Source organism: Thauera butanivorans NBRC 103042, from assembly GCF_001591165.1.
Taxonomy (GTDB): domain Bacteria; phylum Pseudomonadota; class Gammaproteobacteria; order Burkholderiales; family Rhodocyclaceae; genus Thauera; species Thauera butanivorans.
Genome location: NZ_BCUG01000005.1, coordinates 38,378 through 57,933, shown reverse-complemented (window position 1 = coordinate 57,933; position 19,556 = coordinate 38,378). Strand labels below are relative to the sequence as shown.

Annotated in this window: 20 protein-coding genes and 1 riboswitch; of the genes, 8 read left to right on the top strand and 12 right to left on the bottom strand. The window is 69.0% G+C overall.

Translation table 11 applies throughout. From position 1 onward, the window contains the following. Positions 1 to 104 precede the first annotated feature (104 nt). Positions 105 to 1,289, top strand: coding sequence for an enoyl-CoA hydratase/isomerase family protein (locus tag TBU01S_RS03485; RefSeq protein ID WP_083953447.1), 1,185 nt, complete (start codon positions 105 to 107; stop codon positions 1,287 to 1,289). 171 nt (positions 1,290 to 1,460) lie between these two features. After that, entirely contained in the window at positions 1,461 to 1,712 is a 252-nt protein-coding gene (locus TBU01S_RS03480; protein ID WP_068635250.1) for a GlsB/YeaQ/YmgE family stress response membrane protein, read from the top strand. A gap of 84 nt (positions 1,713 to 1,796) precedes the next feature. Here the strand turns inward: TBU01S_RS03480 and TBU01S_RS03475 are convergent, their stop codons facing one another. From TBU01S_RS03475 to TBU01S_RS03460, 4 genes are all read right to left on the bottom strand, one after another. Continuing rightward, positions 1,797 to 2,219: a type II toxin-antitoxin system VapC family toxin gene (locus tag TBU01S_RS03475; protein ID WP_068635249.1), complete on the bottom strand. Its 423-nt coding sequence runs from the start codon at positions 2,217 to 2,219 to the stop codon at positions 1,797 to 1,799. Then, complete coding sequence (locus TBU01S_RS03470; RefSeq protein ID WP_068635248.1) at positions 2,194 to 2,460, bottom strand: ribbon-helix-helix protein, CopG family; 267 nt, start codon at positions 2,458 to 2,460, stop codon at positions 2,194 to 2,196. The genes TBU01S_RS03475 and TBU01S_RS03470 overlap by 26 nt, the downstream gene beginning before the upstream one ends. Before the next feature lie 97 nt (positions 2,461 to 2,557). Further along, positions 2,558 to 3,547, bottom strand: coding sequence for a dioxygenase family protein (locus TBU01S_RS03465; RefSeq protein WP_217999554.1), 990 nt, complete (start codon positions 3,545 to 3,547; stop codon positions 2,558 to 2,560). Positions 3,548 to 3,622: 75 nt separating this feature from the next. After that, a complete protein-coding gene (locus tag TBU01S_RS03460) occupies positions 3,623 to 4,069 on the bottom strand; it encodes a YaiI/YqxD family protein (RefSeq protein ID WP_068635247.1) in 447 nt (148 codons plus the stop codon). Positions 4,070 to 4,285: 216 nt separating this feature from the next. Between TBU01S_RS03460 and TBU01S_RS03455 the strand changes: the two genes are divergently transcribed. From TBU01S_RS03455 to TBU01S_RS03440, 4 genes are all read left to right on the top strand, one after another. Beyond that, on the top strand, positions 4,286 to 4,582 hold the full coding sequence (locus tag TBU01S_RS03455) for a formate dehydrogenase accessory sulfurtransferase FdhD (RefSeq protein ID WP_068635246.1): 297 nt from the start codon (positions 4,286 to 4,288) through the stop codon (positions 4,580 to 4,582). Positions 4,583 to 4,679: 97 nt separating this feature from the next. Beyond that, complete coding sequence (locus tag TBU01S_RS03450) at positions 4,680 to 5,834, top strand: AI-2E family transporter (protein WP_068635245.1); 1,155 nt, start codon at positions 4,680 to 4,682, stop codon at positions 5,832 to 5,834. 62 nt (positions 5,835 to 5,896) lie between these two features. Beyond that, a complete protein-coding gene (locus TBU01S_RS03445) occupies positions 5,897 to 7,195 on the top strand; it encodes an acetyl-CoA hydrolase/transferase family protein (RefSeq protein WP_068635244.1) in 1,299 nt (432 codons plus the stop codon). 127 nt (positions 7,196 to 7,322) lie between these two features. Continuing rightward, positions 7,323 to 8,429: an HPP family protein gene (locus TBU01S_RS03440; protein WP_068635243.1), complete on the top strand. Its 1,107-nt coding sequence runs from the start codon at positions 7,323 to 7,325 to the stop codon at positions 8,427 to 8,429. 23 nt (positions 8,430 to 8,452) lie between these two features. Here TBU01S_RS03440 and TBU01S_RS03435 read toward each other — a convergent pair whose 3' ends face one another. The 8 genes from TBU01S_RS03435 to TBU01S_RS03400 form a co-directional block, all read right to left on the bottom strand. Next, positions 8,453 to 8,887, bottom strand: coding sequence for a CBS domain-containing protein (locus TBU01S_RS03435; protein WP_068635242.1), 435 nt, complete (start codon positions 8,885 to 8,887; stop codon positions 8,453 to 8,455). A 247-nt stretch (positions 8,888 to 9,134) separates the two neighbouring features. Then, positions 9,135 to 9,989, bottom strand: a complete 855-nt coding sequence (gene asd / locus TBU01S_RS03430) for an archaetidylserine decarboxylase (RefSeq protein WP_068635241.1) — start codon at positions 9,987 to 9,989, stop codon at positions 9,135 to 9,137. Positions 9,990 to 10,177: 188 nt separating this feature from the next. Beyond that, entirely contained in the window at positions 10,178 to 11,470 is a 1,293-nt protein-coding gene (locus TBU01S_RS03425; RefSeq protein WP_174524498.1) for a cobyrinic acid a,c-diamide synthase CobB, read from the bottom strand. Next, entirely contained in the window at positions 11,470 to 12,321 is an 852-nt protein-coding gene (gene cobA / locus TBU01S_RS03420) for a uroporphyrinogen-III C-methyltransferase (protein WP_068635239.1), read from the bottom strand. The genes TBU01S_RS03425 and cobA overlap by 1 nt, the downstream gene beginning before the upstream one ends. 23 nt (positions 12,322 to 12,344) lie before the next feature. Further along, positions 12,345 to 13,214, bottom strand: a complete 870-nt coding sequence (locus TBU01S_RS03415; protein WP_068635238.1) for an ABC transporter ATP-binding protein — start codon at positions 13,212 to 13,214, stop codon at positions 12,345 to 12,347. Beyond that, on the bottom strand, positions 13,211 to 14,188 hold the full coding sequence (locus TBU01S_RS03410; RefSeq protein WP_068635237.1) for a FecCD family ABC transporter permease: 978 nt from the start codon (positions 14,186 to 14,188) through the stop codon (positions 13,211 to 13,213). Before TBU01S_RS03410 ends, TBU01S_RS03415 begins: the two co-directional genes overlap by 4 nt. A 24-nt stretch (positions 14,189 to 14,212) precedes the next feature. After that, a complete protein-coding gene (locus tag TBU01S_RS03405) occupies positions 14,213 to 16,087 on the bottom strand; it encodes a TonB-dependent receptor domain-containing protein (protein WP_068635265.1) in 1,875 nt (624 codons plus the stop codon). A gap of 13 nt (positions 16,088 to 16,100) precedes the next feature. Next, on the bottom strand, positions 16,101 to 17,924 hold the full coding sequence (locus TBU01S_RS03400; protein WP_068635264.1) for a TonB-dependent receptor domain-containing protein: 1,824 nt from the start codon (positions 17,922 to 17,924) through the stop codon (positions 16,101 to 16,103). 139 nt (positions 17,925 to 18,063) lie between these two features. Beyond that, positions 18,064 to 18,298: riboswitch (cobalamin riboswitch) on the bottom strand. Positions 18,299 to 18,389: 91 nt separating this feature from the next. Here TBU01S_RS03400 and cobU point away from each other — a divergent pair. Together cobU and TBU01S_RS03390 are read left to right on the top strand one after the other, a co-directional pair. Continuing rightward, positions 18,390 to 18,938, top strand: coding sequence for a bifunctional adenosylcobinamide kinase/adenosylcobinamide-phosphate guanylyltransferase (gene cobU, locus TBU01S_RS03395; protein WP_068635236.1), 549 nt, complete (start codon positions 18,390 to 18,392; stop codon positions 18,936 to 18,938). Between the two features lie 33 nt (positions 18,939 to 18,971). Further along, complete coding sequence (locus tag TBU01S_RS03390; protein WP_068635235.1) at positions 18,972 to 19,547, top strand: Uma2 family endonuclease; 576 nt, start codon at positions 18,972 to 18,974, stop codon at positions 19,545 to 19,547. Positions 19,548 to 19,556 lie beyond the last annotated feature (9 nt).

The window sequence follows — 19,556 nt, the reverse complement described above, 5'->3', positions numbered from 1 at the left end:
CCGCCGCCTTGTTGGCCCTGGGAGGCCCCGGCGGCGAAAATGAGAACGGCGGCCGCGGCATGTCCCTGCGCAGGCCGCCGCATACCATCAATGGAGAGATGCCGATGAGCAGACACCCCGAATCCATCCCGACACCGCCGGCATCGGCCCCGGCAGCCAATGACTGCGTGATCCTGCGTGAAATCCCCACCGCCTGCGGCCGGCGCTTCGGCCATGCGACGCTGAACGCGCCCAGGAGCCTCAACGCCCTGTCGCTGCAGATGATCGACCGCCTCGCGCCGCAGCTCGACGCCTGGGCGGCCGACCCCGCCATCGTCGGCGTGCTGCTCGACGGTGCGGGTGAGAAGGCCTTCTGCGCCGGCGGCGACGTCGCCGCGCTCCACCATGCGATCAAGGCCGCACCCGCAGGCGAGGCACCGGCCGAGGTCAAGGCCTTCTTCGAGCGCGAATACCGCCTCGACCACCGCATCCACACCTACCCCAAGCCGGTGCTGTGCTGGGGCCAGGGCATCGTCATGGGCGGCGGCATCGGCCTGATGGCCGGCGCCTCGCACCGTGTCGCCACCCCCACCACCCGCATGGCGATGCCGGAGATCACCATCGGCCTGTACCCGGACGTCGGCGGCAGCTGGTTCCTGCGCCGCATGCCGGGCCGCAGCGGGCTGTTCCTGGCGCTGACCGGCGTACCGATCAACGCCGCCGACGCCCGCTTCGCCGGGCTGGCCGATTTCATCATCGACGACGCCCAGCGGACGCAGTTGCCGGCGCTGCTCGCCGAGACCCGCTGGGAAACACCGGATGCGGCCGGCAACACCGCCAACCACGCCCGCCTCGGCGCCCTGCTCGACCGCCTGGCCGAATCCACAGCAGTGCCGGACTCGCCATTGCGGGCACATTACGACCGCATCGAGGCATTGATCGGCCACGACGGGTTGGCAGCCATCGCCGCCCGCCTGGCCGCGCTGGTCGACGATGCCGACCCCTGGCTCGCCAACGCCGGCAAGACTTTCGCGCACGGCGCGCCGAGTTCGGCAAAGCTGTCGTGGGAACTGTGGCAAAGGACGCGCCACATGTCGCTGGCCGAGGTGTTCCGCACCGAATACCACGTCTCGGTCGCCGCCACCGCCCACCGCGACTTCGCCGAAGGCGTGCGTGCGCTGCTGATCGACAAGGACCGCAAGCCGCGCTGGCAATTCGCCAGCCTGGAAGCCGTCCCCGACGAGATCATCGCGGACCACTTCGAGCCTCGTTACAGCGGCCCGCATCCCCTCGCCGATCTCGGCGCCTGAGCCGATGCGCTTGCCTCGAACGCCTCCACCCGGCAGGCCCCGGGCCCGCGTAATGCTTTCTTTCCATTTCCGTCTGGGCGCCGCGAAGCGCTCCCGCATAATCCGGTTTGCGCCGCCATTGCAGCGGCAGCGGGCATTTCCACTGTTTCAACTGATCGGGAGGACGTGCAGATGAGCGACATGGGTATCGGCTGGCTGGCCGCGGTCATCATTGGCGGCATCGCGGGCTGGATTGCTTCGGGTTTGATGAAGAGCAATACCGGCGTCCTGATGAACATCGTGCTCGGCATCATCGGCGCCTCGGTGGCGAGCTTCCTGTTCGGAATCCTCGGCGTCTCCTTCGGCGGCTGGATCGGCTACCTGGTGGCCGGCGTCGTCGGCGCTTGCATCCTGATCGGCATCGTGAGGGCGGTCAGGAAATGAAGCAGCCTGAGGCGTGCCGGGCCGGCACGCCTCAGGCTCGCAAGGGTCGTGCTGCAGGACGGCCTCGATGTTCTTTCGGGTGTTTCAATCCTCGATCCACAGCCGCTTGAGCTTCTTGCCTCGCGGACTGCGATAGCGGTCGAAATCGCGGCGATCCACGGTAAGGATGTTGTGGATGCCGGTACGATCGGCAGCGAAAACAAGCGCCACATCGGCCAGATCAGCCCCACCGTCTGCATACCGCACCATGAAATCGGCCATGTCTCCCAAGCTGGCTGGTTCGCTCGCCAAGAGCGTCAAACGCCCGGCAGCAGCCCAGCGCATGAGATTGAGCTTGCCCACGTCATCCAGCAGATGCCCAGCTTCGGTCAGCACTTCCCAGACGGTGTACAGGCGGGCGCCGGCCAGTTTCGCCAGCATCTTCCTTGCGCTGGCGTGGTGAATGTCGCCATCGTTGAACAGGGCGACCAGAAAGCCGGTGTCAGTCAGCGTATCCGTGCTTTTCACGCAGGCGCTCCACGACGGCTCGTTTGCGGGGATCGGCCACGCTTTCCGGCTGTCGCAAGCCGCCCCCCTTACCGATATACAGATCGTCGATCTCGGCCACACTGCGTTCCGCCGGCACGACCTTGGCGGCATAGGCCGCGATGCTGCGCCGGATGAACTCCGACTTGCTCACGTGCAGCCGGCTGGCGGCACGCTCGAGCAGGGCTTCGTCTTCGGCGGGCAGACGTATCGAGATGGTCATGGCGGGCTCCGTCTGTATTTCCTTTTTGTAATACTACCTCGATCACCTGTACCGATAAAAGACAGGATTCATTCCGACGGCCTGCCTGGGCATGTCTCTAGCCTCCAGCGGAAGGAAAGCGCCCATCCGGCGGCGGCATGCGGCGATCGCCCCCCGGAGGCGGGCCGCCCGGCCCACCCATCGGCCCTCGTCCGCCCCAGCGAGCGCCGCTGGCCCTGCACAGCGGCTCGTCCATGGCCTGGCGGACCACCAGCGTCTTGTGGGCGAACATCACACCATCGTCCATGCGGCTGACCTCGAACAGATAAGGCGTCTTGTCCGCCTCCCCGCCGACCACGCCGTCAGTTTCCAGCGTGGTGTCCGGCTGGCCGAAGCGCTGGTACAGCGCGTGCTCTTCGAATATCCGGCCGTTCAGTTCGTCACTGAACAGCAACTGCGTGACGACGCTGCTGGGCGCACGGTCATCGGCCTGATAATCGCCGAGCTGCACGCGCACATGGACATGCACCGCGCGGCCGCGGTACCAGCCGGGATAGCAGGTGTCGAAGGCGACCACACCCTGCGCATCGGTGCGCTGGTAACCGCGGAAGAACTGCCTTTCGCGGTCGTCCGGGTCGTTGTTGCACATGCGCATGATGTTTCCGGAATAACCTCCGGTGTAGTTGGTGTGCCAGATCTCGACGATCGCGTCCGGCACCGGACGGCAGGCCTCATCGACGACGCGCAGCGCCATGCGCAGCGGGATGCCGTCCCAGCCGTCGCTGATGTCGACGCGTTCCGGCGAGGCGGTATGACAGGGCCCGATGGTCGTCGAGCAGATCAGCCTGCACGCCGATTCGAGCGAATCCGTGAACGGGTCCGGAAAGCTCATTGCCTGGCCGATCCGGCGCGTGCCGCCGCTGGCCCATGCGCCGGGTGCGGCGCCCGTGCCGCCGGATGAAGTGGCAGCGGCTGCCGCCATCGGCCGCTGCCCGAATAGCGTGGTCAGCAGCAGCGAACCGGCCGCCAGGCGGAACAGGCTGCGCCGGCTGCTGCTTGGCGGGTCGGCTTGCCGGGACGGCTCCGGAACGGAATGTGCATTCTTCATGGCGGAACCTGCGGGTGGTTGGAGCGGGCCGGCACTGCCACCGATACGCGGCATCCTGTGCCCGAAGATGGGACCTCACCTGCGCTTTGCCAGCAAGCTGTCCAGTTGGTTCCCGAATGCCTGCCGGTCGGCATTGGAAAAGGCGCGGGGGCCGCCCGTTTCCACGCCGCTGCTGCGCAGACTCTCCATGAAGTCGCGCATGCTCAGGCGCTCCCGGATGTTGGCGGCGGTCAGGCGCTCGCCGCGCGGATCGATCACCGTGGCCCCCTTGGCGATGACCTGGGCGGCGAGCGGGATGTCCGCGGTGACAACGATGTCGCCGGCCTCGACCTCGCTGGCGATGCGCTGGTCGGCGACGTCGAAGCCGCCCGGCACCTGCACCGCCCTGATCCATGGCGACGGCGGCACCCGCAGCATCTGGTTGGCGACCAGGGTCAGCGGCGTTTCGGTGCGCCTGGCCGCGCGGTAGAGGATTTCCTTGACGACGGCCGGACAGGCGTCCGCATCGACCCAGATTTTCATGGCGTTGGTTGCTCCTGGTGAGCGCCGACGATAGCACCCGCCCGGCGGGAGTGGCAGGAATGGCGCACGCCCAGGCACCAGGCGAGCTGCCAGACTGGTTCCAGAGGGTGCTGTTGTCCTCGCCGCCTTTCCCGCCGTCCGCATGCCGCACATGCGTTTCCCGACTGCCACTCCTGTCGACCGCCATTCAGGCCGCCCCACGCCGTGGAGCAGACGATGAACCATCCGCAGCCCGCTGCCTGTCCGCTGCCCGGCGACGATGCCGCAGCCGGCTTCGACCGCGAGGTGTTCGCCCTGCCCACCGGGCTGGAAGTCCGCATCGAGATCGCCACCCGCCGCTTCGCCGAACTGAAGGCGCGCCGGCGCAGCCCACGCCGCGGCCTGGTCGCGATCTCGGCGCCCACGGCGATGGCATGCCGGCTGGCCGAACAGAGCGGGCTGGTGCTGGCGGGCTTCGCCCGCGACGACCGGCTGGTGGGCTACGCCCACTCGGAGCGCCTGCTGCCGGGCTGAGACGCCGGGCCGCCCTCCGGCTTCATCGACGGCGAGCGGACCGGAGGCAGCGCCCACTCGGGTATAGTCCCCCCGTTGGCCATCCGCCCCTTCCATCATGCCGCCCGTCCTGCAAGCTCCTCTCATCGTCCGCACGCTGCTGCTGCTGATCCTGGCCGCCGGGGCGTATTTCCTCAGCGGCTTCCTCGTGCCCGTGCTCGCCGCGCTGATCATCGGCTTCGCCAGTTGGCCGCTGTACCGCCGCGGCGTCACGCTGTGCAAGGGCAACACCACGCTGGCGGCCAGCGTGGCGATCGTCATCGTCATCTGTGCGCTGATCGTGCCGCTGACCATCGCACTGCACTATGCGCTGCAGGAGGCGGGCAACTTCATCGTCTGGCTGCTGGAAGCGAACCGCACCGGCGCGCCGGTGCCGGAATGGATACGGGCGCTGCCGCTGGTCGGCGAGCGGCTCGCCGAATACTGGCAGGACCACCTCGGCAGCCCCAGCGCACTCGGCGAATGGGTGCAGATCCTCAGCGGCGAACATCTCGGCAACATCTACCGCATGGTGCTGAGCGCCACCGGCGATCTGTTCCGGCTGGCGCTGACCACGCTGTTCATGCTGATCACGCTGTTCTTCATCTACAAGGACGGCAAGCGCCTCGCCGCGCAGCTCGACGTCGTCGGCGAGCGCATCCTGCCGGCACGCTGGCAGCGCTTCTCGCGCGTGGTGCCGGCCACCGTCAGCGCCACCGTCACCGGCATGGGGCTGATCGCGCTCGGCGAAGGCGTGGTGCTGGGCGTGGCCTACTGGATCGCCGGCGTGCCCTCGCCGGTGCTGCTGGGCGTCGCCACCGGCTTCATGGCGCTGATTCCGGGCGGCGCGCCGCTGTCGTTCACGCTGGTGTCGCTGTACCTGGTCGGCTCCGGCAACCTCGTCGCCGGGCTGGGGCTGTTCGCCTGGGGTTCGATCGAACTGTTCATCGTGGACAAGACCCTGCGCCCGCGCCTGGTCGGCGGCCCGGTCAAGCTGCCCTTCCTGCCGACTTTCTTCGGCCTCGTCGGCGGCGTGCAGACCATGGGCCTGGTCGGCCTGTTCGTCGGCCCGGTGCTGATGGCGCTGCTGGTGGCGATCTGGCGCGAATGGCTGCACAGCATCGAGGAGCCCGCCCCGCTCCCGACGAGCCTCCCTGCCCCCTACGGTCCCGCGGCCGGCAATCCGGTGGCCGGCAGGCCGGCTTCCAGCGGATCGCCTCCCCATACGCTCTAGTATGGAATGCCCTATAATCCGTCCTTTACACACACAGAACACCAAGGACAGGAGGGGAGCGAATGTCGGCAGCCCAGACCCTTTACGAACAGAAGCGCATGATGGCGACGGATGCGGTCGGCCTGGTCCGCGACGGCGACACCATCGTCGTGCCGACCGGCGTCGGCGAACCGCCTGCCTTGCTGCACGCGCTGTCCGAGCGGCGCCACACGCTGCATGACGTCACCGTCAGCCAGATCCTGCCGCTGCGCAAGTTCGCCTACCTCGATCCGGAGACGCGCGCCAACATCCGCCACGATGCCTATTTCTTCGGCGGCGCCACCCGCGCCGGCGGCCAGGCCGGCTGGGTGGACTACGTCCCGGCCTATTTCTCCGAGCTGCCGATGCTCATCGACCGCGGCCTGACGCCGGCCGACGTCGTCGTGTCGATGGCTTCGCCGATGGACGAGCACGGCTACTTCAGCCTGTCGCTGGCGCCCGACTACACCATGGCGGCGATCCGCCGCGCCCGCGTCGTGCTGCTGGAAGTCAATCCGAACGTGCCCTTCGCCAACGGCGACTGCCACATCCACGTCTCGCAGGTCGCCGGCCTGGTCGAAAGCGACGAGCCGCTGTTCGAAGTCGGCCTGCCGCAGATCGGCCCGGTGCAGGAAGCGATCGGCAAGTATGTCGCCGACCTCATCGACGACGGCTCGACGCTGCAGATCGGCTACGGCGGCATCCCCGACGCGGTGGTCATGCAGCTCCAGCACAAGCGCGACCTCGGCATCCACACCGAGATGATCGGCGACGGCATCCTGTCGCTGATCGAATCGGGCGCCGTCACCAACCGCCGCAAGACCTTCATGCCCGGCAAGCTGGTCGCCACCTTCGCACTCGGCTCGCAGCGCCTGTACCGCGCGCTGCATCGCAACCCGGCGATCGAGATGCATCCGGTCGATTTCACCAACGACCCGTATCTGGCCGCGCGCAACGACAAGCTGTGCGCCATCAACGCCACCTTGCAGATCGACCTGATCGGCCAGTGCGGCTCCGAATCGCTGGGCCACGTGCCCTATTCCGGTACCGGCGGCCAGGTGGATTTCGTCCGCGCCGCCAACCGCTCGAAGGGCGGCAAGGCTTTCATCGTGCTGCCGTCGACGGCGAAGGACGGCACCGTGTCGCGCATCGCGCCGGTGCTGTCGCCCGGCACCCACGTCACCACCAGCAAGAACGACATCAACTACGTCGTCACCGAATACGGTGTCGCCGAGCTGCGCGGCAAGACCGCCAGACAGCGCGCCGAGGCGCTGATCGGCATCGCCCACCCGGATTTCCGCGGCGAACTGCGCGAGGCGGCACGGCGGATGAACCTCGCCTGATCCTGCGCCGGAAGGGAGAGGGAAGAGTGCGCACCGGCTTGGTGCGCACGGCGGGCCTGCGCTAAGATCGCGGCCCCTTCCCTCTCCCGGCAGCGTGCCGGGCCGACGCCCCTGTCCGGAACGCTGCGTGCATTACCTGTCCTCCTGGCTGAAGGCCTTCTGGCCTGCCCCCCTCCCCGCGAGCCTGCGCGAACGCATGCTGGGCGGCATCGGCGCGTTCATCGGGCTGCTCGTCACCGAAATCGTCAGCCGCTACATGCTGGGCATCAGCGTGCCCTGGTTCGTCGCGCCGATGGGCGCATCCTCGGTGCTGTTGTTCGCGGTGCCGGCGAGCCCGCTCGCCCAGCCCTGGTCCATCGTCGGCGGCAACTTCGTCTCGGCGCTGGTCGGCATCGGCTGCGCCCACTGGATTCCCGACCCCGCGCTCGCCGCAACGCTGGCCGTCGGCCTGGCGATCATCGCCATGTTCCAGCTGCGCTGCCTGCATCCGCCCGGCGGCGCGATGGCACTGACGAGCGTGCTCGGCGGCCCCGAGGTCGAGCGCCTGGGCGTGCTGTTCGCGTTCACGCCGGTGGCGCTCAATTCGCTGCTGCTGCTGCTGACGGCGCTGCTGTTCAATACCGCGATGCGCCGGCGCTACCCGCATCGCCCGGCCGAGATTCCGGTTGCCGCCCAGCACCACACCGCAGATCCGAAACCCAGCGACCGCCTGGGCGTCCGCCCCGAAGACCTGCAGGCGGTGCTGCAGGAGCGGGGCGAAATGATCGACATCAGCAGCAGCGACCTCGAGGAAATCCTGCTCGCCGCCGAACAGCGCGCCTGGCGGCGGCGTTTCGGCGACCTGCGCTGCGCCGACGCGATGTCGCGCGACGTGGTCACGATCACCGCCGACGCGACGCTGGAGTCGGCCTGGGCACAACTGGCCCATCACCGCGTCAAGGCCTTGCCGGTGGTGGTGGATGAAGACCGGCTGATCGGCATCATCACGCTGCACGACTTCCTGCTCGCGCAGGAAATGCCCTGGGAAACCGTGGGCGAAGTGATGAGCGCCGAGGTGTTCACCGCCAGCCCGGATCAGAACATCGTGGACCTGGTGCCGGCCTTCTCCGATCGCGGCCGGCACCACGTGCCGATCGTCGATGCGGACAATCGCGTGGTCGGCATGCTGACGCAATCGGATCTCGTCGCCGCGCTGTTCCAGGCCGGCCTGGATCAGGCCCTGGTCGGCCGCTAGCGGACCAGGGCCGCCATTGCGGCTCAGAGGATGACGGTGATTTCCTCGCGCCGCACCAGTTCGGCGCCGAAATCGAGCGCGTCGAGTTCCAGCGCATCGCGCGCGGTGAGGACGCCCAGCGGGCATTTGACGGCGTCGATTACCGGCACATGGCGCACGCCGTTCTCGTACATCAGGTGAAGCGCATGGCCGAAAGGCTTGTCCTCGGTCAGCGTCAGCGGATTGTGGGTCATGACTTCGCCGACCGATGTGGCATCGGCGTCGAGGCCGGCAGCCAGCACGCGGAAAGTGGCGTCACGTTCGGTGAAGATGCCGGTGAGCACGCCATGTTCGACCACCAGCGCGGCGCTTCGGTGCTGCTCCTGCATCATGCGCGTCACGCTGCGCACGGGCGTGTCGACGGACACGCACAGGAAGGGACGATCGGAAAGTACCTGATGGATGGGACGGCTTGGCATGATCTGTCTCCTCGATGCATTTTATGGAAAGGCATGATTGCCTAGCGCCAATCGTGCCAGTTTGGACGCACGCTGCAAACGAAAATTTTCGGCTATCGTTTCTACGTCCAAGCCCTTGTTGTAGCGCAACTTTCTTACGGTTTGACGACAATGCCGCCATGCTGCAATGCAGCACGCCGGCATTGCGCACGCACCCTCATCGTGCATCCCCGCCATCCGCCGCCCAGGAATGGGGCGCGGCGCGGCCTCAGGCAGCCGGCGGGCGCTGTCCCATCGCTTCGCCCAGGCGTACCGGGCGCGCCGCCGCCCAGCCGGACTCGAAACGCATCGTGCCTTTCGGAAACAGCATCACCACCGTCGAGCCGAGCAGGAAGCGGCCCATTTCATCGCCCTTGCGCAGCTCCACTTCGCCCGGCGCATAGGCGTACTTCTCGATGTCGGGCCGGCGCGGCGGGTTTACCACGCCGTGCCAGGTGGTCGCCATGCTGCCGACGATGGTGGCGCCGACCAGCACCATCACGAAGGGGCCGGCCTCGCCTTCGAACACGCACACCACGCGCTCGTTGCGCGCGAACAGGCCGGGCACGCCGCGCGCGGTGGCCGGATTGACCGAGAACAGATCGCCCGGCACGTAGATCATCTGCTGCAGCCGGCCGTCGCAAGGCATGTGGATGCGGTGGTAATCGCGCGGACTGAGATAGATCGTGGCGAACTCGCCGTCCTCGAAATGCGCCGCCAGGCTGCGGTCGCCGCCGACCAGGGTGGTGGTGGTATAGAAATGGCCCTTGGCCTGGAAGATCTGGTCGCGCTCGATCGGACCGAACTGGCTGATCGCACCATCGACCGGACACAGATAGCAGGCTTCGGCGAACGGCCTCGCGCCTTCGCGCAGCGGACGGGTGAAGAACGCGTTGAAGCTCGCGTAGCTCGCCGGGTCGGGGTTCGCCGCTTCATCCATGTTCACGCCGTAGCGCTCGATGAACCAGCGGATCACCGCCGTCGTCGCCTTGCCGCCCTTCAGGCCGGCGAGCTTGCCGGCAAGCTGGGTCAGGGCGCGCTTGGGCAGGGCGTACTGGAAGGCAACGGAGAGGCGTTCGGACACGGCGGGATCCAGGATTCAGGTCGTCGGGCCGGCATTATACCGCCATGGTTTTTACCCCTCACTACCGTCCTCCGTACCGATTCACGGCCGATGCGGGAACAGGGCTGCAGAACGAAACCGAGGCCGCAGACGGTGCCGCGGCACGGCGAGGCCGAGCAGCGCCGCGCCGCTTCGAATGCAAGGCGGTTTCAGCCCAGCAGCGCCGCGACTGCTTCCGGGCAGGACGGGAACCAGAAATGCACGTAGGACGCGGTGATCGGGCCGTGGCGGTAGATCGGCTCGCCTTCGCCGCCATCCGGCCGTTGCGCGCGCAGCCAGGGTTCGAGCGGCGTTTCGGTTTTCGAGTAGTGGAACGTGTGCCCGGTCAGCCGCCCCTGCGGAAAGTCCGCCTGCTGCATGCCGAGCGCCGCCAGCCGCTTCTGCATCAGCGCGCGGCCCGGCAGCAGGCCGCCGAAGGCGTGGGCAGTGCCGGCGGTATCGACGATGGTTTCGAGCAGGCTCATCCAGCCACCGCATTCGGCCAGCACCGGTTTGCCGTCCGCCACATGGGCGCGCAGCCCGGCCCAGAAGCCGGTGTTGGCGGCGAGCGCGGCACCATGCAGTTCCGGATAGCCGCCCGGCAGCCACAGCGCATCGCAGCCGGCCGGCAGGCCGTCGCCCGCCAGCGGCGAGAAGAACACCGGCTCGGCGCCCAGCGCCCGCAGGGTGTCGATGTTGGCCGGGTAGATGAAGCCGTAGGCGGCGTCGCGGGCGATGGCGATGCGCTTGCCGGCCAGCAGCGGTACAACGGCAGGCGGCGGCGCCGCAGGAAAATCGACCGCCGGCGGCAGTTCGGCGGCACCGGTCTGCGCCAGATGTTCGGCCAGGCGGTCGAGGCGGCTGCCGAGGTCGTCGATCTCCTGCGCCTGCAGCAGGCCGAGATGGCGTTCCGGCAGGGCCGCAGCGGCGTCGCGCATCACCGCGCCGAACCAGTGCATGCCCGCGGGCAGCGCCTCGCGCAGCAGCTCGGCATGGCGCGCGCTGCCGACGTGGTTGGCGAGCACACCGGCGAAGAGGATGCCGGGCTGGTAGTGCGCCAGGCCCCAGGCCACCGCGCCGAAAGTCTGTGCCATCGCCCGCGCGTCGATCACCGCCATCACCGGAATGCCGAAGCGGCGCGCGATGTCCGCGCCCGACGGCGCGCCGTCGTACAGGCCCATGACGCCTTCGACCAGGATCAGGTCGGCTTCGCAAGCAGCCGCGTGCAGCCGCCGGGCGATGTCGGCCTCGCCGCACATGCCGAGGTCGACGTTGTACACCGGCGCGCCGCTGGCCACCGCGTGGATCTGCGGGTCGAGGAAATCCGGCCCGCACTTGAACACCCGCACCCTGCGCCCCAGCCGGGCATGCAGGCGGGCGAGCGCGGCGGTGACGGTGGTCTTGCCCTGGCCCGAAGCGGGCGCGGCAACGAACAATGCCGGACAGCGCACGGCAGCGGCCATCAGCCCTGCTCGTCGGGATGCACGGCGGTACAGCCCGCATGCGGCGCCGGCGCGGACTGCGGCGGCTCGCTCGGCTGGAACCAGCTCAGGCGCGGGTACAGGCTGACGACGTCGCCCACCACCGTCAGCGACGGCGGCCGGATACCCTGCCGCTTCACCTCGTCGGCCAGCGTGGCGAGGTCCGCCCTGGCGACGCGCTGCGCATGGGTCGTGCCGCGCTCGATGACGGCCGCGGGCGTGCTCGCCGGCAGGCCGTGGGCAACGAGCTGGGCGCAGATCTCCGCCAGCCGCGACACCCCCATGTAGATCACCAGGGTCTGGCCGCGATGGGCCAGCAGCGGCCAGTCGAGATCGAGCGAGCCGTTCTTCAGATAGCCGGTGGTCAGCACCACCGACTGGGCGTGGTCGCGGTGCGTCAGCGGAATGCCGGCATAGGCGGCGATACCCGCCGCCGCGGTGACGCCCGGCACCACTTCGACGGTGATGCCGGCTTCGAGCAGTTCTTCCATCTCCTCGCCGCCGCGGCCGAAGATGAAGGGGTCGCCGCCCTTCAGCCGCACCACGCGCTTGCCGGCCTGCGCCAGGCGCACCAGCAGGGCGTTGATCTCGTGCTGCGGCAGGGTGTGGTCGGCCGCCTTCTTGCCGACGTAGATGCGCTCGGCCGCGGCCGGCGCGAGATCGATGATGGCCGGTGCGACCAGGTTGTCGTACACCACCACGTCCGCCGCGGCCACCAGGCGCGCGCCGCGCAGCGTCAGCAGCTCCGGGTCGCCCGGGCCGGCGCCCACCAGATAGACGTGGCCCGGCAGCGGGCCGGCGCGGAAGGCTGCGAGATCAGGGACTGGACTCATGGAACACGGGCTCGGACGGATATTCAATCAGGAACGAAGACGATGCGCCCTTCGCTTTCGAAGCGGCGCAGGGGGTGGCCGAAAGCCTGGCTCAGCAGTTCGGCGCGCATCACGCTGTCGCGGTCGCCGGCGATGACGCCGCCGCGGCCGTCGAGCAGGATAACGTGATCCGCGTAGCGGGCGGCAAGATTGACGTCGTGAAGTACCAGCACCGCGCCGGATTTCCTGCCGCCGCCCCGTCCGCCAGGCGCCCCTGCGCCGGACAGGGGGGCCTCCAGCGCGGGAGAGCCCCTCTCGCCGCGGACGAGGCGGCGGAACAGTTCGAGCGTGGCGATCTGGTGGTGGAGATCGAGGTGATTCAAGGGCTCGTCGAGCAGGAACAGCCGCGGCGCCTGAGCCAGCAGGGCGGCGATGGCGACGCGCTGGCGCTCGCCGCCGGACAGGGTCAGGACGTCGCGGTTCTCGAAGCCCTGCAGGCCGACGTCGGCCAGCGCCCGGCGGGCGATGGCTTCGTCCCGTTCCGTTTCCCAGCCCCAGCGGCCGAGGTGCGGATGGCGGCCGATCAGCACCGTCTCCAGCACGGAGGCGGCGAACAGGTCGGGCTGCTGCTGCGTCAGCAGCCCGCGAAAGCGCGCCGCCTCGGTCGCCGACCAGCCGGCATAAGGCCGCCCGCCGATGCGCACCTCGCCCACCGACGGCACACGCAAACCAGCCAGGGTGTGCAGCAAGGTGGTCTTGCCCGCACCGTTCGGTCCCAGCAGGACCAGGCATTCGCCCGGCTTCAGGCTCATGCTGAAGGCGCAGCACAGCCAGCGCTCGCCCACCTGCAATGCGAGGCCGTCGGCTTCGAGCAGCGGCCCGGTCTCATTCATCACGCTGCCGGCCGTGCTCATCGCCGGTGCCTCGCCAGCAGGAACAGGAACACCGGCACGCCGATCAGCGCGGTCAGCACGCCCACCGGCAATTGCTGCGGCGCGATCACGGTGCGTGCGGCGGTATCGGCCACCGTCAGCAAGGCACCGCCGGCCAGCGCCGCCGCCGGAATCAGCGTCCGCTGGTCGTTGCCCAGCGCCAGCCGCACCAGATGCGGCACGATCAGGCCGACGAAGCCCACCGAGCCGATCAGCGTCACCGCAGTGGCCGTCAGCAGCGAAGCCAGCACGTACAGGCCCATGCGCAGGCGGCGCACTTCGACGCCGAGCGCCCGCGCATTCAGTTCGCCGCGCGCCAGCACGTTGAGGTCGCGCGCAAAGGGCATCACCGCCAGCAGTCCCAGCACCAGCACGGCCAGCCCGGGCCAGGGCCGCGCCGCACCGCTGGCGTCGCCCATCAGCCAGAACAGCATCGACTGCACGCGCACGTCGGACGCCAGCGCCAGCATCAGGGTCACCGCCGCGCCGCAGCCGGCGGCGACGATGACGCCGGTCAGCAGCAGCCGCGTCTGCGTCCAGCTGCCGTCGCCGTGCGCCAGGCCGAACACCAGCAGCATCGCCGTCAGCGCGCCGGCGAAAGCCAGCGCATCGACCCACAGCGAAGCCGCCCCGAGCAGGATCGCCACCAGCGCACCGACCGCCGCGCCGCCGGAAATGCCCAGGATGTAGGGGTCGGCCAGCGGATTGCGCAGCAGCACCTGCATCACCGCGCCGGCCATGGCGAGCAGGCCGCCGCAGACGAAGGTGGCGACCGCGCGCGGCAGGCGCAGCTCGCGCACGATGCCGGCGGCCATGCCGTCATCGCCGGCCAGCGCCGCCAGTACCTCGCCCGGCCCGATCGGCATCTCGCCCGCCATCAGCGCCCATGCGAAGGCCAGCACGCCGGCCGCCAGCAGCGCGGCGATCACCGACACGGCATGGGTACGCGGCTTCATCCGGATCGGCAGCCGGAGGCGCCGTCAGCGCGGCGCATAACGCAGCCCGACGAACACGCTGGCACCCGGCGTGCGATAGCCCCGCGCCAGTTCGTAGTCCGCATCGAGGAGATTGTTCGCCCTCGCCTCGATGCGCCATTGCGGCGACAGGCGGTAATGCAGATAGGCATCGAGCAGGCCGTAGCCGTGCAGATCCACGGTGTTGGCCGCATCGTCGTGGCGGCGGCCGGCACCGTTCCATTCCACGCCCCAGTCCAGCGGCCCGGCGGCATGGGCCAGCCGCAGGAAACCGGACTGCCGCGCCCGCCGCGGCAGCCGCCTGCCGTTCTGTTCGTCCTTCGCATCCAGCCAGTCCAGGCCCGCGCTGACGGTGAATGCGCCCAGCGACAGCATGTAGCCGAGTTCCGCGCCCTCGAGCCGCGCCTCGGCGACGTTGACCTGCTGTCCCCGCAACGCATACACCGGGTTGCCGGCGATCAGGTCCTTGACCCGGTTGTCGAAGTAGTTCAGTTCGACGCTGTGCGCCCCCTGGGCCCAGCGGATGCCGAGTTCGCGGTTCAGCGCCCGCTCCGGCTTCAGATCGGGATTGCCGTGGTAGCTGGTCGGCGACGACGCCATCGGCCAGTAGAGCTGGTTGAAGGTCGGCGCGTTGAAGGCGGTGGCGATGCTGCCGCGCAGGCGCAGCGAAGGCGTCAGGTCGTAGCCGTAGGCAAGCAGGCCGGTGGTCTTGCCGCCGAACTGGGAGTTGTCGTCGTGGCGGGCGTTGAGCTGCAGGTGGTGGGCGTCGATCTGTGCCGACCAGCCGAGCAGCAGCGAATTCACCCGGCGGCTGTCCTTGTTGTACACCGTGGTGCTGTCGAGCCGGGTTTCGACGTATTCATAGGCCAGCAGCAGCCTGCCCAGCGGCAGATCGACGTCGTGCTGCCACATCAACTGATCCTGCTCGGTGTCGTGCCGGCTCGGCGCCGCGGCGCTCGCCCGGTTCAGCGACTCGTCGATGCTGCGGCCCAGGCGCAGGGTGCTGGTCCAGCCGGCACGCAGCTCGTTGCGCAGATGCAGGCTCAGCGTGCCGGCGGTCTTGTCCATCCAGGAGTCGAAATAGCTCGCCGCCGAGGCATCGTAGCGGCTGCGGCTGTCCGAGTACGTGAAACCCAGGCCGATCTCGTCCCTGTCGCGGAAGCCCAGCGTGACCGAGCCGCCGGCATGGGTGTTGCGGAAGCCGTCGTCGTCGGCCCAGTAGGACGTCCGCGGCGGCGTGCCCGCCCAGAAGGCCGGGTCGCGCTTCGAGTTGAAGCCGTCGGAGTGCTCGGCGCCCACGTTCAGGCTGTAGCGCAGCCGCCCGGCCCCGCCCGACAGCGCGGCCGATGCCTTGCGGGTGCGCTCGGAGCCGTAGCCGACGAAAAGCTCCGGCCTGAAGCCCGCCTCGCCCTTGCGGGTGAACACCTGGATCACGCCGCCGATGGCCTCCGAGCCGTACAGCGCGCTGGCCGGCCCGCGCAGCACTTCGATGCGCTCGATCAGGCCGAGCGGAATGTTCTCCAGCGTCGGCGCCCCCGAACTGGCCGAGCCGGCCCGCAGGCCATCGATCAGCAGCAGCGTGTGCCGCGCCTCGGCGCCCCGGACGTAGACGTTCGCATTCGCCCCCGCGCCGCCGTTGGCGGTGACCCGGATGCCGGGCAGCGCCCGCAGCACCTCGATCAGCGAGGAATGCCCGGCGCGCTCGATGTCCTCGCGTTCGATCACCTCCACCGCGGCCAGGCTGTCCTCGATGCGCTGCTGCTGGCGGGAGGCGGTGACGACGACGGCTTCGAGGGCGCCGCCGCCCGGGGCGGGCGCCGCCAGCAGCGGACAAGGCAGCGCCAGAGCGGCGGCAAGCATGGAGAAACGGACGGCGGGCATGGGGAACGACGGTTCAGCGCGGCGCATAGCGCAGCGTGACGAAGGCATTGGCACCGGCGGTGGCGAAGTTGCGGGCAAGCTCGTAGTCCTTGTCGAAGACGTTGTTCGCCCGCAGCTCGAGCCGCAGTTCGGGCGTCAACTGGTGATGGACCCAGGCATTGACGATGCCGTAGCCGCCCAGCCGCGTGCCGGCGTCCTCGCGCTCGCTCTGCCCGCGCCATTCGGCCCCCCAGCTCCACTTGCCGACCGTGCGGTCGATGCCGAGCGAACCCGCGCGGCGCGCGCGGCGCACCAGGCGGGCGTCCGTATCCTCGTCCTTGGCATCGAGCAGGTCGATCGTTGCCCGCACGCGGTAGTCGGCCACGGTCGCGCTCACGCCCCATTCCAGCCCTTCCAGCCTGGCGCGGCCGACGTTGTCCGGGGTGCTGCCCCACTGGATCAGGTTCTTCACCCGGTTGTTGTAATAGGTGGCCGTCATCTGCAGCCCGCCCTGCTCCCAGACCAGGCCGATTTCGCGGTTCAGCGATTCCTCGGGCTTCAGGTCCGGGTTGCCGCCGAAGCAGCCGAAAGGCGGAAAGCAGGCGAGCGGGAAGTACAGATCGTTGAAGGTCGGCGCCTTGAAGGCCGTGCCGATGCTGCCGCGCAGCCGCCATTCGGGCAGGAACTGGTAGCCGTAGGCGAGCAGCCCGGTGGTCTTGCCGCCGAACTGCGAATCGTCGTCATGGCGGGCGTTGATCTGCAGATGATGCTTGTCGAACTGCCCGCCCCAGCCCAGCAGCACCGAATCCACCCGGCGCGTGTCGCGTTCGTAGGTGCCGGTGGTGTCGATGCTCTGCTCCAGATGCTCGACCGCCGCGAGCAACAGGCCGCCGCCCAGCGAGACGTCGTTCTGCCACGCGAACTGGGTCTGTTCGGTGTCGAAGCGGTCCGTCGGCGCCGTGCTCCATTTGCTGTGCGAACGGTCCTTGCTGTAGCCCAGGCGCAGCGTGCTCACCCAGCCGTCGGCGAGCTTGTTGCGCATGTGGATGCCGGCGGTGTCCAGGCCCTTGCTCACGCGGGCATCGTATTCGGTGTCGGAGTCGAACCAGTTGCGCCCTTCGGAATGGAACAGCGTCAGCCCGATCTCGTCATCGTCCCTGAATCCCAGCGAGGCGGAAGCACTCAGGTAGTCGTTGTGGAAGCCGTCGCGATCGCGGTCGGCCACGGTGGCAGGGTTCTTTCGCGCATTGAAGCCGTCGGTGCGCTCGCGCCCCGCCGACACGTTGTAGCGCAGGCGGTCCCGGCCGCCGGCCACCGTCGCGCCGAGTGCGTAGCTGTGCTCGGTACCGGCACCCATGCGCAGGCTGGGATGGAAGCCCGCCGTGCCCTTGCGCGTGAAGACCTGGATCACGCCGCCGATGGCGTCCGAGCCGTACAGCGCGCTCGCCGGCCCGCGCAGGATCTCGATGCGCTCGACCAACTCGGGCGGAATCGTCTCCAGCGCAGGCTGGCCGGACGTCGCCGAGCCCACCCGCATGCCATCGACGAGCACCAGCGTATGCCCGGAATTGGCGCCGCGGATGAAGATGCCGGTATTGGCGCCGGGGCCGCCGTTGCTGCTCACCTGGATGCCGGGCTGCGCCGCCAGCAGTTCGGTCAGCGTGCTGTGCCCGCCGCGTTCGATCTGCTCGCGCGTGATCACATCGACGCTGGACAAGGTCTCGTCGGCGCGCTGCTGCTGACGGGTGGCAGTGACGACGACTGCCTCGCCCAACCGGTCCTGCGCAAGCGCAGACGGCAGATACATCGGAAAAGCGCTGGCCACGGCGATCGCCGTGGTACAGAAGCGGATCTTCATCGTTTCGGTCTCCCTGCGCCAGAGCGCCGCGTCCCCGCGCGCCGTGGCGATACGCAACAGGACGGTCTCGGGAGGAAAAAGGAAACGAACGGCGCCACGGAACACGCCATGCCATCGCCGCCACCCCGCGACACATCCGCCAATTCGCGCTACGGCCGGTCTCCGGGCTCGTGTGTGTACCAGCCTGCCGGCCGGACGGATGGACCGCCTTCCCAGGTCATGAACCCAGTGGCTGCATGGTCCACCTTGCGCACACCTACCGTTGCGGGGGCAGCACAGGCATTGCGGCCTCATGGCGAGATGGGCCGTGCACCTGTTTCCCGTTCAACCCCGGGCGAGAATCGCCCGCGGGCACCGATGACGCGCCGCCCCTTCCGGGGCAGTGGGGGCGGATGATACCGTACCGGCCAGTATCGTGCACTGCACCAGCACAAGGCCCCCGCGGCAAAAAAGGCAATCAGCACCATGACATACGAACTGATCCTGGGCGGCGCCCGTTCCGGCAAGAGCCGCGAGGCCGAACGCCGCGCTGCCGCATCCGGCCTGGCCGTCACCGTGATCGCCACCGCCGAGGCGCTCGACGACGAAATGGCGGCACGCATCCGCCGCCACCAGGCCGACCGCCCGGCGGGCTGGCGCACGGTCGAAGCGCCGATCGCGCTCGCCGAAACCCTGCGCCGCGAAGCCGCACCCGAGCGCTGCCTGCTGGTCGATTGCCTGACGCTGTGGCTCGCCAACCTGCTGATCGATGCCGACGGCCTGCCGCCCGGCGCCGACGCCGAAGCCCTGCCGCTGTTTCGCGCCGAGCGCGACGCCCTGCTCGCCACACTGCCGGCCCTGCCCGGCCGTGTCATCCTGGTCGCCAACGAAGTCGGCCTCGGCCTGGTGCCGGAAACCCCGCTCGGCCGCCTGTTCCGCGACGAGGCCGGGCGACTGAACCAGGCCGTCGCCGCACTGTGCCCGCGCGTGCTGTTCGTCGCCGCCGGGCTGCCGCTGGTGCTGAAGGGCGGCTAAACTGCCAACTGACGAATGTTGCTGGAGACTGCCATGGGCCTGCCTGCGGAAAAGCATGCGATGACGCTGGATGAATTCCTCGCCTGGGAAGCGGATCAGCCCGAGCGCTGGGAATTCTTCGACGGCGAAGCCTTCATGATGGCCGGCGGGTCGGACGTGCACAATCTTGTTTCCGGCAACACCTACATGACCTTGCGCAATGCCCTGCGCGGCACATCCTGCACGGTCTTCATGTCCGACGTCCGCCTGCGTCTGGCAGCAACGGACGACCTGTTCTACCCCGACGTCTTCGTCACCTGCGCGGACGCCGACCGCGAGCGCCGCCAGGTCAAGGAAGAGCCGGTGCTGATCGCCGAGGTGCTGTCGCCCTCGACCGAAGCCTACGACCGCGGCGGCAAGTTCGCCGCCTACCGCCGCTTCCCCGGACTCAAGACGGTGCTGTTCCTGTCGCAGGACCGTGCCCACGTCGAATGCTATTCCCGTACCGCCGAAGGCGACTGGCTGCTGACCGAAGCCAGCGGCGAGGCTGCCAGCCTCGCCCTGCCCGCGTTCGGCTTCACGCTGGCGCTGGCCGAGCTGTATCAGGATCTGCCTGCTGCCCCAGCCTGAGCCCGCTGC

Excerpts from the sequence above, each read along its gene's own strand:
- TBU01S_RS03410 (WP_068635237.1), bottom strand. The coding sequence starts at position 14,188 with ATGAAGCCGCGTACCCATGCCGTGTCGGTGATCGCCGCGCTGCTGGCG.
- TBU01S_RS03445 (WP_068635244.1), top strand. The coding sequence starts at position 5,897 with ATGTCGGCAGCCCAGACCCTTTACGAACAGAAGCGCATGATGGCGACG.
- cobU (WP_068635236.1), top strand. The coding sequence starts at position 18,390 with ATGACATACGAACTGATCCTGGGCGGCGCCCGTTCCGGCAAGAGCCGC.
- TBU01S_RS03455 (WP_068635246.1), top strand. The coding sequence starts at position 4,286 with ATGAACCATCCGCAGCCCGCTGCCTGTCCGCTGCCCGGCGACGATGCC.
- TBU01S_RS03390 (WP_068635235.1), top strand. The coding sequence starts at position 18,972 with ATGGGCCTGCCTGCGGAAAAGCATGCGATGACGCTGGATGAATTCCTC.
- TBU01S_RS03460 (WP_068635247.1), bottom strand. The coding sequence starts at position 4,069 with ATGAAAATCTGGGTCGATGCGGACGCCTGTCCGGCCGTCGTCAAGGAA.
- cobA (WP_068635239.1), bottom strand. The coding sequence starts at position 12,321 with ATGAGTCCAGTCCCTGATCTCGCAGCCTTCCGCGCCGGCCCGCTGCCG.
- TBU01S_RS03415 (WP_068635238.1), bottom strand. The coding sequence starts at position 13,214 with ATGAGCACGGCCGGCAGCGTGATGAATGAGACCGGGCCGCTGCTCGAA.
- TBU01S_RS03405 (WP_068635265.1), bottom strand. The coding sequence starts at position 16,087 with ATGCCCGCCGTCCGTTTCTCCATGCTTGCCGCCGCTCTGGCGCTGCCT.
- TBU01S_RS03465 (WP_217999554.1), bottom strand. The coding sequence starts at position 3,547 with ATGAAGAATGCACATTCCGTTCCGGAGCCGTCCCGGCAAGCCGACCCG.
- TBU01S_RS03425 (WP_174524498.1), bottom strand. The coding sequence starts at position 11,470 with ATGGCCGCTGCCGTGCGCTGTCCGGCATTGTTCGTTGCCGCGCCCGCT.
- TBU01S_RS03450 (WP_068635245.1), top strand. The coding sequence starts at position 4,680 with ATGCCGCCCGTCCTGCAAGCTCCTCTCATCGTCCGCACGCTGCTGCTG.
- TBU01S_RS03470 (WP_068635248.1), bottom strand. The coding sequence starts at position 2,460 with ATGACCATCTCGATACGTCTGCCCGCCGAAGACGAAGCCCTGCTCGAG.
- TBU01S_RS03485 (WP_083953447.1), top strand. The coding sequence starts at position 105 with ATGAGCAGACACCCCGAATCCATCCCGACACCGCCGGCATCGGCCCCG.
- TBU01S_RS03480 (WP_068635250.1), top strand. The coding sequence starts at position 1,461 with ATGAGCGACATGGGTATCGGCTGGCTGGCCGCGGTCATCATTGGCGGC.
- TBU01S_RS03435 (WP_068635242.1), bottom strand. The coding sequence starts at position 8,887 with ATGCCAAGCCGTCCCATCCATCAGGTACTTTCCGATCGTCCCTTCCTG.
- TBU01S_RS03400 (WP_068635264.1), bottom strand. The coding sequence starts at position 17,924 with ATGAAGATCCGCTTCTGTACCACGGCGATCGCCGTGGCCAGCGCTTTT.